This window comes from Halomonas eurihalina (assembly GCF_008274785.1).
GTDB lineage: Bacteria > Pseudomonadota > Gammaproteobacteria > Pseudomonadales > Halomonadaceae > Halomonas > Halomonas eurihalina.
In genome coordinates, this window is sequence record NZ_VTPU01000002.1 from 200,189 (window position 1) to 216,241 (window position 16,053).

Genomic DNA, 16,053 nt, shown 5'->3' on the forward strand with positions numbered 1-16,053 from the left:
GAGCCTGCATGACATCGGCACGTCCCCATCCCTTGATGCGACCTCGTGATGGGCACGAGGCCGCCGTCAGCTACGTCGAGCTGTTGTTCGACCTGATCTACGTCTTCGCTATCATCCAGGTCTCGCATTTCCTGCTGGAACACTTGAGTCTGCTGGGCGCGGCGCAGGCGCTGCTGTTGTGGTTCGCGGTCTGGCTGGGCTGGCAGTACAGCGGTTGGATGACCAACTGGTTCGATCCTGACACCACGCCCATTCGACTGGTGCTGTTCGTTACCATGGCCCTGGCGTTGATGATGGCGGCGGCATTGCCGGAGGCCTTCGGCGATCGGGGCCTGATATTCGCCGGGTGTTTCGCGGCGATGCAGGTGGGGCGGTCGCTGTTCATCCTGTTGAGTCTGCGAGGGCATGCCCTCACGGATCTGACGGCAAACTATCAGCGCATTCTGGGCTGGGCATGCATCGGTGCCGTGTTCTGGCTGGCGGGCGGCCTGGTGGAAGGGCCGACACGCCTCGTCCTCTGGGCGCTGGCGGTAGCGTGCGAGTATGTCTCGCCGATGTTCGGCTTTCGCCTGCCTGGTCTCGGGCGGTCATACACGCGGCACTGGACCATCGAGGGTGGCCATCTGATCGAGCGTTGTGCGTTGTTCATGATCATTGCGTTGGGCGAGACGATCCTGATCACCGGGGCCACCCTGGCCGGGGCCGGTACCTGGAGCGGCGGCACCCTGCTGGCCTTCGGTGTCGCCTTCCTGGAAACCGTGGCCATGTGGTGGGTGTACTTCCACATCGCCATTCGCGATGCCTCCCGGGTGATTACCGAATCCGACGATCCCGGCCGGATCGGTGCCTACTTCCATTATGTCCACGTCATCATCCTGGGCAGCGTGATCCTCTGCGCGGTCGGTAGCGAACTGGTGATCGCCCATCCCGTCGGGCATCTGACGACGACGGTGACGAGCGTGCTATTGGCCGGCCCGATGGCGTTCCTGGCAGGCATGGCGATCTACAAGTTTGTCGTCTATGGGCGGCCGCCGTTGTCGCATCTGGTCGGGCTGTTACTGATGCCGGCGCTCCTGATTCCCCTGACGGTCTCGCACAGTGCGTTGCTGTTGCAGGGAGTCAGCGCCGTGCTGTTGCTGGGCGTGGGGACCTGGGAGATGTTGTCGCGCCAGGGCGTGCTGCGGATCTGATCGTCATGGACAGGATCGATCAGTGGCAGGCCTTCATCAGGGTGGCGGAAATGGGCAGCTTCACTCGGGCCGCCGTGGCCCTGGCCTGGCCCAGGGCGACCGTGTCGCTTGCCGTGCGGCGCCTCGAGGAAACCCTCGGCGTGAGGCTGTTGCACCGCACGACGCGCAAGGTGCGCCTGACGCCGGACGGCGAACGTTTCCTGCAACGAGCCAGGACCCTGGTGGCGGAAGCGGAAGAGCTCGAGCGACTGTTCCGGCAACCGAGCGAAGAAGCAACGGGGCGACTGGTCGTCGATGTGCCGAGTCGTGTGGCCAGGCGACTCGTCGCGCCGGCGCTGGGGCAGTTGCTGGCAAGGCATCCCCGTCTGCAGGTGGTGCTGGGGTCCTCGGATCGCCATGTCGACCTGGTGGCCGAGGGAGTCGACTGTGTCGTGCGTTTCGGTCCCTTGCAGGACAGCGATCTGGTCGCACGCCGACTGGGGCGGGTGGCGCTGGTGAACTGCGCCAGCCCCGATTACCTGAAACGCCATGGCATGCCTCGCCAGGTCGAGGATCTTGCTGCAGGGCATCTCATGGTGGGCTATGCCTCTCCGCACAGTGGCCGCGAGGAATGCTTCGAGGTGGTCGAGCACGGCCAGGTACGGGATATCGCGCTGGCGAGCCGGGTCGTGGTCAACAACGCCGAAAACTACATCGCCTGCTGCCGGGCCGGGCTCGGCCTCATCCAGGTACCGCGCTTCGACGTCGACGACCTGCTGCGTGGCGGCGAGCTGGTCGAGGTACTGCCCCAGAGTCGAGCCAAAGGCATGGACGTCTCGGTGCTCTATCCGCATCGACGGCACCGTGCAGTGCGCATCGATGTCTTCATGGATTGGTTCGCTGCCATGATGGCGCCCTATCTCGAGAAGGATGGGGCGTCATGACACGCAGGGTGCCGCCTATTCGGCATCGTGGAAGATGAGGCCGGCGGCGAGTCGCTGACCTGCACGTACCTGGCTGACACCATGGCGCATCTTGACCCGATAGATGCCCCGAGTTCCCTGCACTGGTCGATGGTGACTGGCAAAGATGGCCACGTCGCCCCGATGCAGCGGGAGCACCTCGACGCGGGACTGACGTCGCGGTCGCTGTTCGCTCAGCACGAACTCGCCTCCCTCATGCTCCTGACCGGGTTCCGTCAACAGGATCACCGCCTGGAGGGGGAAGGCTAGATCGCCATACAGGTCCTGGTGCAGGCAGTTGTTGTCCCCGGCGTGGTAGCGCAGAAGCAAGGGGGTTGGGCGGTGTTGGCCTGCAGCGTGGCACTCCGCCAGGAAGTCGACGTGTTGTCGGGGATAGCGCCGTTCCTGTCGCATCGCGAGATTCCAGCGGTTGGCGATGGGGACGAGTCGCGCGTAGAGGGCCGCACGCAGCTCGGCCACGAGGCGGGGGAGCGGATAAGCGAAGTAGCGATATTCGCCGTGCCCGAAACCGTGGCGGGCCATCTCGATATGGCGACGGAAGAGCTCGCGGCGGGCATAGAGCCCGCCGAGGAGCCGACATTCGCCCTCATCGAGCAGTCCCGGCAGGATGGCCATGCCTCGGATATCGAGATCGCTCTCGATATGCTGCCAATCGAGAGTCGCCAGGCGGGTGACGGCTGTCGGCAGAAAGGGCTCGGTGCGCGAGGAGGCATCCGGCATGGTCATGCGTCGGCCTCCCGTTCCAGCAGGGCTCGTTTGCGCTCGATGCCCCAGCGATAGCCGGAGAGGTTGCCGTCCTGGCGCACGACCCGATGGCAGGGAATCGCCACGGCCAGCGGGTTGGCTGCACAGGCCCGCGCGACGGCCCGTACCGCGGCCGGCGAGCCGATGCGTTCGGCGATTTCGGTGTAGCTGGCGGTGGTGCCGGCGGGAATCTCGCGCAGCGCCTGCCAGACGCGTTGCTGGAACGCCGTGCCGCGGATGTCCAGCGGAAGTTCGGTGCCCAGGGCGGGATCGTCGATCAGGCCGACCACCTGGGCAACCCAGGACGCGAAGGCCTCTGAACCGGCATCGAGTTCGGCTTGCGGAAAGCGGTCCTGGAGATCGTGGACCAGATCATCGGGATCGTCGCCCAGCAGGATGGCACACACGCCGCGTGCGCTGCATGCCACCAGCACCGATCCCAGCGAACATTCGCCGACGGCGAAGCGGATGGCAGTGTCCCTGCCGCCACGCTTGTAGGTCGTCGGTGTCATGCCGAGCATGGCGTCGGCGTTTTCGTAGAAGCGGCCACTCGAGCGGAAGCCAGCGCCGTGGATGGCCTGGGTGACGTCTCCGTCCGGATCGCTCAGCGCCTCGCGTACCCGATGCGCTTGATGCGCCCTGGCATAGGCCCGGGGCGTGAGGCCGGTGACGGCCTTGAAGCGATGGTGCAGGTAGGAAGGACTCAGGCCGACCCGTTCCGCGAGTTCGAGCAGACCGAGCGGTTCATCGGCCTGCTCGATGATCCGGCAGACCCGTTCGACGAGCACGGCGATCGGAGACGAGAGAGCGTCCGGCGCGCAACGCTTGCAGGGGCGATAACCCGCCGCTTCGGCGTCTTGCGGACTGTCATGGAAGGAGACGTTCTCCGGGTTCGCCCGGCGCGATGGGCAGGAGGGGCGGCAATAGACGCCGGTGGTCAGCACCGCGTAGACGAAGCTTCCGTCCGCCGAGGCGTCGCGTTGCACCACCGCCTGCCAGCGGCGGTCGCGTTCGGTGTCGCAGGGACGCTGTGTTGCCATGGTGAGGTTCATCCCGGTGTCCTTTCATTGTGGGCCATGTGCCGAGTAAAGGACACCGGGTGGGGCGGCGCACTCCGCTGCTGGCTTTGCAATCTCACCCAGCGAAGCGCGCAGAATCGAGCTGTCAGAAGGCCAGTTCGACTCCCGCATAGACACTGCGGTCCGGCGCCGTGGAGAAGTAGCGCCCGCGTTGGTCGTTGATGACGATGTTGTCGAAGTGCTCGCGGTCGAACAGGTTCTGCACGCCGACGTAGGCCTTGAGCAGGGTGTCGTTGCCGAGCCGCCAGCCGTCGCCGGCGCGCAGGTTGGCCAGCCAGTAATCGTCGACCTTCACGCTGTTGGCGTCATCGGCATACATCGAGCCGACATAGCGGGTCTCCAGGGTGGCGAAGCGCTCGCCGATGCCCTGCCAGGTCAACTGGTTGACCCAGGTGCGTTCGGGCAGGCCCGGGATGCGGTTGTTGGCGTGATCGTTGCCGTCGTCGTCCACATAGTCCTGGAACTCGTAGCGCGCCAGGGTCAGGGCGCTGTCGAGACGCCAGTTTTCGGCGAAGTCCCAGCCCAGAGACACTTCCAGGCCGTCCTGGCGGCTGCGTCCGGCGTTGCGATAGAAGTCGCGGCCGTCGCTGTTCTTGTAGGCGATCAGCGAGTCGCGCACCCGGGTCGAGAACAGGGCGACGTCGTAGTCCAGGCCGCTGTCGACGAAGTTGCCGCGCAGGCCGAGCTCGCGATTCCAGGCCTTCTGCGGCTCGATGTCGGGATTGAAGCCGCCGACGCCGGCCGGGTTGGCGAACTCGGTGAAGGTCGGTGTCTCGTAGGCGGTGCCCACCGAGAGATAGGCCTGGTGGTTGGGGCGGTAGCGATAGTTCAAGCCGGCGCTGCCGCTCCACTGGTCGAAGGTGCGATCGCCGCTGTTGTCGCCATCGGCGAGGTAGTTGTCGTCGATATCGAAATCGATGTGATCGAAGCGGGTACCGAGCGAGAGGCTCCACTGGTCGGTCAGGTCGAGGTCGCCCTGGGCGAAGACGCCGAGCGAGGTGGCGGTCTGGGCCTCGTCGGCGACGCGGCCCTGGTGGTCGCCATCGATGGTGACGTCGTCGCGGTAGCGATCGTCCTCTTGGCGGGCCACCTCGACCCCGGCCACGTAGCGCATCGGCAGTTCGCCGAGTGACAGCGACTGGCGGTATTCGGCGTTGGCGCCGTAGTAGTCGCGGTCATAGGCGACGAAGCTGTCGCCGGCATAGGCAAGCTGCTGCTCGAAATCGCGCTTCAGGTAGAAGCCTCGCAGCGTCAGTTCACCCGGGCCGGCGGCACGGTCCTCGTACTCGAGACCGAGCACCTGCTGGTCGACCGACTGCCCGGCATCGATGCGGGTCGGCGAGTAGAAGTTGCTGTCGATCGTGCCTTGCCGGTCCTCGGACACGGCTTCGGCAGTCAACCCGCCGGGGTCTTCCGAGCGGGGGTTGTCGAGCAGGTTGAGGATGGCGGTGAGGGAGCGGTCGGCGTCCAGTTCGCGCTTCAGCTTGGCGTTGAGCAGGTACTTCTCGACGCTGCTGTGGTCACGGTAACCGTCCATGCCCAGCGCCGAGACGTCGATGTGGTGCGACCAGGGGCCTTCGACGCCGCCGTTGCTGACATTCAGCTTGCGATAACCGTTGCTGCCGCCCTCGACGCGCAGACGAGTACCGGGGTCGCTCTCGCCGTCGGCGGTGGTTACGTCGATCGCCCCGCCGGCGGCATTGCCGTACTGCACCGCCGCCGGACCGCGCATGACTTCGATGCGCTGGGCGCTGTCGAGGTCGATGGCGTCGAGCTGGGCCTGGCCGTCGGGCAGGGTGTAGGGGATGCCATCGACCCGCACCCTGATGCCCCGCACGCCCCAGGGGGTGCGGGCGCCGAAGCCGCGGATCGAGACCCGCTCGCCCTGGACGAAGTTATGGCGATTCTGGAGATAGACGCCGGGCACGGTCGCCAGCGATTCATCGAGGCGCTCGCGCTGCTGGCCCTGGGCGATCTTCTCGCGATCCACCACCGAGACGGCGGCGGGCGTGTCGTAGAGCTCGCGGTCCAGGCGTGGGGCGCTGACCTCGAGAGTGTCCAGCGTGATGGGCTCGGCCAGGGCCATCCCGGAAACGCTCAGGGTACCGGCGACGAGGAGAGAAGGCGCGGCGCGGTGGGGCATGAGGCAACCTCGATAGACGACGAAGAAGGATAGGGCGCAAATGATCTCACCGGAATGCCTCGGCGACAAATCGAGCTGGCCTTTGAAGAGGTCTTTGAACCGATCCCTTGAGAAAGCCTGTGGTGAGCACTGGTGGAGTAATGGTCCAGAGGGCACGGTTGCGTACCAATGGCCACCGCCATGCGACATGGGTGCCCGGTGATAGCAAATGGGTGACTGCTCAGGACCATTTGCTATAGCCTGCTAAAACTCATCCGCGATCTGGACGGGAAGCCACCACGCGCGGACCAACCCGGGTGCCTGGACCAAGGGGATGAATGATGGAACACAGCCCCATCGTCATATATGAGGATGCCGATAAGGCGGTCGAAGTGCGGCTGGATGCCAGCCAGGAGACGGTCTGGCTCACTCAGCGGCAATTGGCGGAGGTATTTGATACCTCGACCGATAATATCGGCCTGCACCTCAAGAACATCTACGCTGACGAGGAATTATCCGAAAATGCAACTACCGAGGATTCCTCGGTAGTTCGCCAGGAAGGCCAGCGGCAGGTACGAAGGCGGGTCAAGCATTACAATCTCGACGCCATCATTTCGGTCGGTTACCGAGTGAATTCTCGTCGTGCCGTACAGTTTCGCCAGTGGGCCACCCGCGTGTTGCGCGAGCATCTGACCCAAGGCTGGACCCTCAATCGCCAACGTTTCGAGGAAAATGCCCGTGAGCAGGAGGCCACGCTGGCGCTGGTGCGCAAGACGGCTCAGAGCTCGGCGCTGGACACCGCAATGGCCGCCTGCTGAATGCTGCCGGTGAACCGATGATCAATGATGTGGGGCTGGCCGCTCTGACTCTGCTCGTGGCCGAGTCCGATCCGGGTAACAAGGAAACCATGATCCGCCTGATCATGAATATGCTCGCGAAAGCCGATGAGTGAATGACGCGACTTTCCAAAAAGGAGCAGAGACGCCAGGCATTGTCCGAAGGATGTGGGAAAATGCGTGCCGCGCGATCGAAGAAAGGTGAAGGCGCCACCGCCCCGCTCATGGAGACGGTGGCGGGGTGATCAGTGGTAACGCCGGGTTTCGTCCTCGAGGCGCGTGAAGCGCACCGGCGGGCTGTACTCTTCGCCTTCGGGGGCGCGTTCGGGAGCGGGGCGGACGCGCCAGCCTCGGTGGGTCGCCCACTCCTTGAGCCCTCGATAGTCGAGCAAGGGGTACTCGCGGGTGTAGGGGTTCGGCGATGATGAGGGAAAGGCGTAGGCCACATGCGGGTAGTGGGCGAAGGCATCTTCGCTACCATGCGCGGCCAGGGCGCGATCCAGGGCCGACTGCCAGTCATGAGCGTCGCGTTGGATACCGTTAGCTTGGGATACATGCATCGGATTGCCCTCCGTAAAATGTCATGACCATGCGCATTTCTAACAGACTGTCTGTTTCCCTAGCCAAAAAAAGGGGCCGCTCCTTGTAGGAAGCCCCTTTATTCGTCAGTTTGGTGTAGAGCGATAATGCTCAGGCACCTTGACGGACTTTCCCGAAGGAAGTTTCCGCGTGTGCTCGGGCACATGCACCTTCTTGTTGCCGGATTCTGTTTTAGCCATGGCTAAATATCCTCAAGCTTTGGTGCGGCCAACTTGACCCTGGCTAGACTAGAAAGGACAATGCCCTCGTTTTGGTAGCTAGCCTACCCAGGCCGGCCCAAGGGGTGGTCGCACACCCTGCCGGTCAAGACGCTCGAAGTTGCTGCTTCGGGCGTCTTTTCGTTTGAGCCTCGCCATCCGGCGAGGCTCAATGCCTTCCGGTATTAGTCCCAGCTCAGCGCGCCGCCGACTTGATATTCGGTGACGCGGGTCTCGAAGAAGTTCTTTTCCTTGCGCAGGTCGATGATCTCGCTCATCCAGGGGAAGGGGTTCTGCGCACCGGGGAACTGCTCCTTGAGGCCGATCTGGGCCAGGCGACGATTGCAGATGAAGTGCAGGTATTCCTCCATGATCGCTGCGTTCATGCCCAGGACGCCGCGCGGCATGGAGTCGCGAGCGTAGGCGATCTCGAGTTCGGTGCCCTCGAGGATCATCTGGGTGCATTCGTCCTGGAATTCCGGCGTCCACAGGTGCGGATTCTCGATCTTGATCTGGTTGATCATGTCGACGCCGAAGTTCAGGTGCATGGATTCGTCGCGCAGGATGTACTGGAACTGCTCGGCGACGCCGGTCATCTTGTTGCGCCGGCCCATGGAGAGAATCTGGCTGAAGCCGCAGTAGAAGAAGATGCCCTCGGTCACGCAGTAGAAGGCGATCAGGTTGCGCAGCAGTTCCTGATCGGTCTCCGGCGTGCCGGTGTGGAAGTCCGGGCGCGCCAGCGACTGGGTATGCTTGAGGCTCCAGGCAGACTTGGCGGCCACCGAGGGAATCTCGCGGTACATGTTGAAGACTTCGCCTTCATCCATGGCCAGCGACTCCACGCAGTACTGGTAGGCGTGGGTGTGAATCGCCTCCTCGAAGGCCTGGCGCAGCAGGTACTGGCGGCACTCGGGGTTGGTGATCAGGCGGTAGAGCGCCAGCACCAGGTTGTTGGCGACCAGGGAGTCGGCGGTGGAGAAGTAGCCCAGGCTGCGCTCGACGATGCGTCGTTCGTCGTTGGTGAGGCCGTCGGCGCTCTTCCACAGCGCGATGTCGGCGTTCATGTTCACTTCCTGGGGCATCCAGTGGTTGGCACTACCGTCCAGGTACTTCTGCCAGGCCCACTCGTACTTGAAGGGTACCAGCTGGTTGAGGTCGGCGCGGGCGTTGATCATCTGCTTGTCGTCGACCTCGATGCGCGCCGCGCCCATCTCCAGCTCTTCCAGGCCAGCGGCCACGTCGAGCTCGTCCAGAGAGGCCCGGGCACGCGCCAGGCGGTCCTGCTCGGCGACCTGGTAGGTGCCGGCGCTGTCACGGACCTCCGCAGCGGGCGCTTCGGGGGCTGGCTGGGCGGCCGGTTGCGGGGCTGGAGCCGGCTGGGGCTGCTCGGCCACCGCGCTGTCGTCTTCGTGGAAATCGTCCCAATCAATCATGAGTCGTCCTGTTCTCTTGCTGGTGGCGTCAACGCATGACGCGGGTCGCTAGGCTTGTTGGCTTCGAGCTTCGAGCTTCGAGCTTCGAGCTTCGAGCCGCTCGCTGCTCGAAACTCGTCGCCCGTGACTGGCGAGAAGCGCCTTACTGACAGGCCTCGCAGCCCAGCTCGTCGATCTCGCCCGCCGAGGGTGCCCGGGAGCCGCTGCCGCTCTTGCCCTGCAGGAAGTCGTCGATGCCACGCGGTTCCTGTGCCCGGGGCGTGGCCTCGGGGGCCGGCGCCGGAGCAGTGGAAGGCGAGGCGTTGCTTACGGCATTGAGGTTGCCGCGGTCGACCGTCGACTTCTCCACCGAGGTGGCGCCCAGGGCGCGCAGGTAGTAGGTGGTCTTGAGACCGCGGAACCAGGCCATGCGATAGGTCACGTCGAGCTTCTTGCCGGAGACGCCCTGGATGTAGAGGTTCAGAGACTGGGCCTGGTCGATCCACTTCTGGCGACGCGCGGCGGCTTCCACCAGCCACTTGGGTTCCGTCTCGAAGGCGGTGGCGTACTTGGCCTTGAGGTCCTCGGGCACGCGGTCGATGGCCTGAACGCTGCCGTCGTAGTACTTGAGGTCGTTGATCATGACCTCATCCCACAGGCCGCGTTCCTTGAGGTCGTTGACCATGTAGGCGTTGACCACGGTGAACTCGCCCGACAGGTTCGACTTGACGAACAGGTTCTGATAGGTCGGCTCGATGGACTGCGAAACACCGCAGATGTTGGAGATGGTCGCGGTCGGGGCGATGGCCATGACGTTGGAGTTGCGCATGCCCTGGGTGGCGATCTTCTCGCGGATGCTGTCCCAGTCCTGGGTGGTGGAGGTGTCGACCTCGATGTACTTCTCGCCGCGCTCCTGCTTCAGCTTCTCGATGGAGTCGATGGGCAGGATGCCCTGGCTCCACAGCGAGCCTTCGTAGCTTTCATAGTGCCCGCGCTCGGCGGCCAGATCGCTGGAGGCCTCGATGGCGTGATAGCTGACCAGTTCCATGGAGGTGTCGGCGAAGGCCACGGCCTCGTTGGAGGCGTAGGCGATGTCCTGGGCGTAGAGCGCGTCCTGGAAGCCCATGATGCCGAGCCCCACCGGGCGGTGCTTGAAGTTCGAGTTCTTGGCCTGCGGCACGGCGTAGTAGTTGATGTCGATCACGTTATCGAGCATGCGTACTGCGGTCTTGACGGTCTTTTTCAGCTTGTCGCCGTCGAACTTGCCGTCCGTCACGTGCTGGGCGAGGTTGATGGAGCCCAGGTTGCAGACCGCGATCTCGTCGGGGCTGGTGTTCAGGGTGATCTCGGTGCACAGGTTGGAGCTGTGTACCACGCCGGCATGCTGCTGTGGGCTGCGCAGGTTGCATGGGTCCTTGAAGGTGATCCACGGATGGCCGGTCTCGAACAGCATCGACAGCATCTTGCGCCACATGTCCTTGGCGCGGACGCGCTTGAAGAGCTTGAGCTGGCCGTTGCGGGTCATCTCTTCGTATTCCTGGTAGCGCTTCTCGAAGGCCACGCCGTAGAGATCGTGCAGGTCCGGGCAGGTGGCCGGCGAGAACAGCGTCCATTCGCCGTCGTCGAAGACCCGCTTCATGAACAGGTCCGGTACCCAGTTGGCGGTGTTCATGTCGTGGGTACGGCGGCGGTCGTCGCCGGTGTTCTTGCGCAGCTCGAGGAACTCTTCGATATCGAGGTGCCAGGTCTCGAGGTAGGCGCAGACGGCGCCCTTGCGCTTACCGCCCTGGTTGACGGCCACCGCGGTGTCGTTGACCACCTTGAGGAAGGGCACCACGCCCTGGGACTTGCCGTTGGTGCCTTTGATGTAGGAGCCCAGGGCGCGCACCGGCGTCCAGTCGTTGCCGAGGCCGCCGGCCCACTTGGAGAGCAGGGCGTTATCGCGGATGGCGCTGTAGATGTGATCCAGGTCGTCCGAGACGGTGGTCAGGTAGCAGCTGGAAAGCTGGCTGCGCACGGTGCCCGAGTTGAACAGCGTCGGCGTGGAGGCCATGTAGTCGAAGCTGGAGAGCAGCTCGTAGAACTCGATGGTGCGAGCCTCGCGGTCGTCCTCGTTGAGCGCCAGGCCCATGGCGACGCGCATGAACATGACCTGGGGCAGCTCGTAGCGCACTTCGTCGCGGTGGATGAAGTAGCGGTCGTAGAGCGTCTGCAGGCCCAGGTAGGTGAACTGGGCGTCGCGGGTATGATCGAGAGCATCGCCCAAGCGCTCGAGGTCGAACTCGGCCAACTGCGGGTCGAGTTGCTCGAACTCGATGCCCTTGGCGATGTAGGCCTGGAAGGCCGGCTTGTAGTAGTCGGCCATTTCCTGGTAGGTGGCTTCCTCGGCGATGCCCAGGAACGACAGCGCCTCGCGGCGCAGGTTGTCCTGCAGCAGGCGGGCGGTGACGTAGGTGTAGTTGGGGTCCTTCTCGACCAGGGTACGCGCGGTCATCATCAGCGCCTGGGAAACGCCGTCCACGCTCACGCCGTCGTAGAGGTTTTTCAGGGAATCCTCGACGATCTTGCCCGGCTCGACGTTGGCCAGGTTCTCGCAGGCTTCGTACACCAGGGTCTCGACGCGGCCGAGATCCAGCGGTCGGGTACTGCCGTCAGGGGCGGTGACGTTCAGCGTGGGGTGGGGCTTGGCGATATCGCCGCCGGATTCGGCCCGGGCCCGGGCGTGTTCCTCGCGATAGAGCACGTAGGCACGCGCCACTTTCTGCTCGCCGGCACGCATCAAGGCCAACTCGACCTGGTCCTGGATGTCCTCGATATGCAGGGTGCCGCCGTCGGGCATGCGGCGCAGGAAGGCCTGCTCGATGTTCTCCGAGGCGCGCTGGACGAAGTCGCGGACCCGCGAGGATGTCGCGGCGTTGTCGCCTTCCACGGCGATGAAGGCCTTGCTCAGGGCGACGGCGATCTTGCTGCTGGAGAAGGGCACCACGTCGCCGGTGCGTTTGATGACACGCAGCGTCTGCGGGGCGGTAACGGAGACGGACGGATGGTCCTGAGTAACGGGGGTATCCATGGCGCCGGGGTTCCCTACCTTTTAGAGTCGATGAAATGGAAGATGAAGGCCGCCGTTGAGCGGTTGTTGACAGGTTTTTCGAAAATTGCTAAGGCACATTATCTTGTGTGAAGGTGGAGCTGGCACACAAGATAGTGTGCTTTCTTCGGGTCATCAAGTGGATAAGCTGTGGACGGCCTGTGGCCATTCGGGGGGCATTTTTCGAGGGTGCGGTTAGCCCGCATGGTTGAGCCGGTCGTGGGGTTTCGATGCGTGCCCGGATCGAGCGAAAGATGTCTATGTCGAGTATCCTTCCCCCTTGAACCTCCTTTCCCGAACGATAAGCGGGATCGGGCTGCCCGGTGGTGATGACGACCGGATCCCTTGGACGGAGGCGCTTGTACAGGATGTCGTACCGCCAGCGACACTCCGTTGACCGACCACTGCCTGTCGAGGTGACAACTGAGAATGGAAGCGAGTGTGGATACCCCTGGCATGGAACACGTACTGATCATCGAAGACGATGAACGGTTGGCCGAACTGACCCGAGACTATCTGGTCGCCAATGGTTTTCGTGTGACGCTGGAAGCCGACGGCGCCCGAGGCGTGCAATGCATTCTCGATCTGCAGCCGGATCTGGTGATCCTGGATCTCATGCTGCCGGGCGAGGATGGCCTGTCTATCTGCCGACGAGTACGAAGCGACTATCCCGGCCCGATTCTGATGCTCACCGCCCGCACCGATGATATGGACCAGGTGCTGGGGCTCGAGATGGGTGCGGATGACTATGTGGCCAAGCCGGTGCAGCCCCGAGTGCTGCTGGCGCGCATGCGCGCCCTGCTGCGCCGAAGCAATGAGCCGTCGGGCAACGGCAACGGCGAGGCTCGCCTGTTCTTTCGCGATCTCGAAATCGATAGCGGCACCCGCGAGGCCTGGCTGGGAGGTGAGCGCATCGACCTGACCAGTGCCGAATTCGATCTGCTCTGGCTGCTTGCCAGTCACGCCGGGCGCGTCCTGACGCGGGAAGAGATCTTCGCGCAATTGCGCGGCATCAAGTATGACGGCCAGGACCGCTCCATCGATGTCCGCGTATCGCGGATCCGGCCCAAGATCGGCGATGACCCGCATCATCCGCATCGCATCAAGACGGTGCGCAGCAAGGGATACCTATTCGTTCGAGATGCCTGATGCCACTGTTGCGACTGCTGCCACGCGCCCTGGTCGACAGTACCTTCCTGCGCGTCTATGTGCTGCTGGCCCTTGCCCTGGTACTGGCGCTCGGGCTGTCCCTGTCGGCTATTTCGCTGGTCGACAAGGTGCGCCGCGAGCAGTACCACGAACGGCTGGCCGATGTGCCGATGACGCTGTTAGTGCAGCGCTTGTCAGCGCTGCCGAAGGCCGACCAGGCTGGCTGGCTGGCGAGTCATGGCGAACGGCTTGCCGTCGACTTGACGCTGCACGAGAGCCGCGACGATTCACTGGGGTATTTTGAACGCCTGCGGTTGTCCGAGGGGCACACTCTGGTGAGTCGTGCCCGGAACGGGCATTGGCAACTATACCGTCGGCTACCCGGTGAGGCTCGCCTGTTGCGGGCCGAACTGGGAGACGTGAGCGAGGCTCAGTTGCGGGGGCTGGTACGCGTTCTGGGAGAGTGGCTGCAGCCACTCCCTTCGGCGGTTCGGCAACGGTGGCTGGAACGGCTGAGCAACCCGGCGGTGCCATTGGCGATTGATGACGGGCCGCCGAAGGAACGGCGCGAGACCGCTGGCCGCGATGTCGTGGCACGCTCACATCCTGCGGAAGGGGCATTGTCGCTGTATTGGCCGCTTTCGGGAGGGCAGGTCTCGGGCGATGTGCCCGAGGCCAAGTGGCTGACCGTTGGGCCGCTGCAGCCCTACCGGCCGCCGTCGGTCCCAGTGCTGTCACTGGTGGTGGTGATGGTGCTCAGCATCCTGGCGGTGATCATCTATCTGATCGTGCGCGGCGTGGAATCGCGCATGACGCGTCTCGAGCAGGCCGCCACGCGCATCGCCGGCGGGCGTCTGGATACTCGCGTCAAGGTGCAAAGCGGCGACTTCCTTGGTCGTCTGGGGATGGCCTTCAATGGCATGGCAGAGCAGGTGCAGTCGTTGCTGCGGGCCCAGCAGGATATGACCCGAGCGGTGTCCCATGAGCTACGTACGCCGGTGGCGCGGATTCGCTTCGCGGTGCAGATGGTCGAGGACATGACCGACGACCCCGCGGTGCGGCATCAACTGCGCGGTGTGGATGGCGATATCGCCGAACTCGACGCCCTGGTCGATGAGATCCTCACCTATGCACGGCTCGACAGTTGTGCGGCCAACGAGGGAGGGCTCGAGACCGAGCCGGTCGAGGGGGGCGCGCTGGCCGAGCGGGTCATCACTTCCGTGAGCGATCTGCATGGACATCTCGATATCGACCTGGTGGCCGGCCCTGAGGTGGAGTTCACCGCCGACCCTCGTTATCTGCAGCGAGCCTTGCAGAATCTGGTGACCAATGCCTGTCGCCATGCCACCTCCCGGGTGCGGGTGAGTGTGGAAGGCGAGCCCGGCGTGGTGCGTTTCGATGTCGAGGATGATGGCCCCGGTGTGCCGGAGCGGGCGCGTCGCGAGATATTCAAGCCCTTCGCCCGCCTCGACGACAGCCGAGACCGGCGGTCGGGCGGCTATGGGCTGGGCTTGTCCATCGTGCAGAAGGTCATGGTCTGGCACGGTGGCAGCGTGATGGTGGATACCGGCCCGGCACTGGGTGGGGCGCGTTTCACCTTGCTGCTGCCTCGGCAGGAGATTGCCCCCGTTCGGGAGGCGTGATTCCCCCCGAGACGTGGGAGGGGCTCACGCCGGCTTGATGCCTTCGAGTACCGCGAAGGAGGTTTCCCGAGCGGTGCGCAGGAAGTCTTCCATCCACGGCGCCTCTCGGGTGTCTTCACGGATCGCCGCGAACAGTGTGCTCCACACGCCGCGCTCGCCGAGCGACACCGCCTTGACGTAGTCGCGCTCAAGGTATTCGGTCAGGGCCCAGTTGGGCAGCGCACAGACGCCCCGACCGCTGGCTACCAGTTGCATCATCATGATGGTCAGCTCGGCGGTGCGAATCTCCTTGGGCTGGATGCCGGCGGGGTCGAGGAACTGGGTGAAGACATCCAGGCGGGCATGTTCGACGGGATAGGTGATGAGCGTCTCGTCGGCGAGCGCCTCGGGCGTGACATGCGGCTTGCCGGCCAGGGAGTGCTGGCGGGAGACCGCCAGGAGTCCTTCGTAGCGGAACAGCGGCTCGTAATGGACACCGGGCAGTGGCTGGGGGTCGGCGGTGATCACCAGATCGAGTTGCTCGCGGGCCAGGGCCGCAAGCGGCTCGAAATGATGGCCGTCGGGAATGTCGACCTCCACCTCGGGCCAGTGGTCGCGGAAATGGTCCATGGTTGGCATCAGCCACTGGAAACAGCTATGGCATTCGATGGCCATGTGCAGCCGACCCTGCTCGTTGCCGGCCAGGCGCGCCAGGTCGCGCTCGGCCATGCGGACCTGAGGCAGCACCTGTTCGGCGAGGGCCAGCAGGCGCAAGCCGGCTCGCGTGAAGGTCACTGGCCGGGTCTTGCGGAGGAAGAGCGGGCTGCCCAGTCGCTCCTCCAGATCCTTTATCTGATGGGAAAGGGCGGACTGGGTCAGGTGCACGCGTTCGGCGGCTTCCACCAGGGAGCCGGCGTCACGCAGGGCAACGAGGGTGCGAAGGTGGCGCAGTTCGAGCATTGTCCTGAGCTTTATTCATGTTGAAGATTAATAAGTTTAGTTTGATTCAGTCGTGGTGGCTAGCGAGACTGGGCGGCATCGATCAAACCGCT

The 16,053-nt window shown here is 64.1% G+C and carries 12 protein-coding genes; 5 read left to right on the top strand and 7 right to left on the bottom strand.

The annotated features are described in order from the left end of the window. Positions 1 to 8 precede the first annotated feature (8 nt). Together FZZ93_RS03880 and FZZ93_RS03885 are read left to right on the top strand one after the other, a co-directional pair. Complete coding sequence (locus FZZ93_RS03880; RefSeq protein WP_149321011.1) at positions 9 to 1,190, top strand: low temperature requirement protein A; 1,182 nt, start codon at positions 9 to 11, stop codon at positions 1,188 to 1,190. A gap of 5 nt (positions 1,191 to 1,195) precedes the next feature. Continuing rightward, positions 1,196 to 2,113, top strand: a complete 918-nt coding sequence (locus FZZ93_RS03885) for a LysR family transcriptional regulator (protein WP_149321012.1) — start codon at positions 1,196 to 1,198, stop codon at positions 2,111 to 2,113. 15 nt (positions 2,114 to 2,128) lie between these two features. On the opposite strand, the gene FZZ93_RS03890 is transcribed toward FZZ93_RS03885, so the two are convergent. The 3 genes from FZZ93_RS03890 to FZZ93_RS03900 all read right to left on the bottom strand — a co-directional run bounded on the left by FZZ93_RS03890 (position 2,129) and on the right by FZZ93_RS03900 (position 6,118). After that, positions 2,129 to 2,878, bottom strand: coding sequence for a 2OG-Fe(II) oxygenase (locus tag FZZ93_RS03890; RefSeq protein WP_149321013.1), 750 nt, complete (start codon positions 2,876 to 2,878; stop codon positions 2,129 to 2,131). Next, positions 2,875 to 3,948, bottom strand: a complete 1,074-nt coding sequence (gene ada, locus FZZ93_RS03895; protein WP_246146100.1) for a bifunctional DNA-binding transcriptional regulator/O6-methylguanine-DNA methyltransferase Ada — start codon at positions 3,946 to 3,948, stop codon at positions 2,875 to 2,877. Before ada ends, FZZ93_RS03890 begins: the two co-directional genes overlap by 4 nt. Before the next feature lie 112 nt (positions 3,949 to 4,060). Continuing rightward, positions 4,061 to 6,118: a TonB-dependent receptor family protein gene (locus FZZ93_RS03900; RefSeq protein WP_149321014.1), complete on the bottom strand. Its 2,058-nt coding sequence runs from the start codon at positions 6,116 to 6,118 to the stop codon at positions 4,061 to 4,063. 320 nt (positions 6,119 to 6,438) lie between these two features. On the opposite strand from FZZ93_RS03900, the gene FZZ93_RS03905 reads away from it, so the two are divergent. Beyond that, positions 6,439 to 6,915 carry a virulence RhuM family protein gene (locus FZZ93_RS03905; protein WP_149321015.1) on the top strand — a complete coding sequence of 159 codons (477 nt, stop codon included), beginning with the start codon at positions 6,439 to 6,441 and terminating at the stop codon, positions 6,913 to 6,915. A gap of 263 nt (positions 6,916 to 7,178) precedes the next feature. Here FZZ93_RS03905 and FZZ93_RS03910 read toward each other — a convergent pair whose 3' ends face one another. The 3 genes from FZZ93_RS03910 to FZZ93_RS03920 form a co-directional block, all read right to left on the bottom strand. Then, on the bottom strand, positions 7,179 to 7,493 hold the full coding sequence (locus FZZ93_RS03910) for a hypothetical protein (RefSeq protein WP_149321016.1): 315 nt from the start codon (positions 7,491 to 7,493) through the stop codon (positions 7,179 to 7,181). A gap of 422 nt (positions 7,494 to 7,915) precedes the next feature. Next, on the bottom strand, positions 7,916 to 9,163 hold the full coding sequence (locus tag FZZ93_RS03915; RefSeq protein ID WP_149321017.1) for a ribonucleotide-diphosphate reductase subunit beta: 1,248 nt from the start codon (positions 9,161 to 9,163) through the stop codon (positions 7,916 to 7,918). Positions 9,164 to 9,305: 142 nt separating this feature from the next. Next, entirely contained in the window at positions 9,306 to 12,212 is a 2,907-nt protein-coding gene (locus tag FZZ93_RS03920) for a ribonucleoside-diphosphate reductase subunit alpha (protein WP_149321018.1), read from the bottom strand. A gap of 447 nt (positions 12,213 to 12,659) precedes the next feature. Here FZZ93_RS03920 and FZZ93_RS03925 point away from each other — a divergent pair, with 447 nt between their 5' ends. Both FZZ93_RS03925 and FZZ93_RS03930 read left to right on the top strand, forming a co-directional pair. Then, on the top strand, positions 12,660 to 13,379 hold the full coding sequence (locus tag FZZ93_RS03925) for a winged helix-turn-helix domain-containing protein (RefSeq protein WP_149321019.1): 720 nt from the start codon (positions 12,660 to 12,662) through the stop codon (positions 13,377 to 13,379). After that, positions 13,379 to 15,022, top strand: coding sequence for an ATP-binding protein (locus FZZ93_RS03930; RefSeq protein ID WP_149321020.1), 1,644 nt, complete (start codon positions 13,379 to 13,381; stop codon positions 15,020 to 15,022). The genes FZZ93_RS03925 and FZZ93_RS03930 overlap by 1 nt, the downstream gene beginning before the upstream one ends. A 24-nt stretch (positions 15,023 to 15,046) precedes the next feature. Here the strand turns inward: FZZ93_RS03930 and FZZ93_RS03935 are convergent, their stop codons facing one another. Beyond that, on the bottom strand, positions 15,047 to 15,961 hold the full coding sequence (locus FZZ93_RS03935; protein WP_149321021.1) for a LysR family transcriptional regulator: 915 nt from the start codon (positions 15,959 to 15,961) through the stop codon (positions 15,047 to 15,049). Positions 15,962 to 16,053 lie beyond the last annotated feature (92 nt).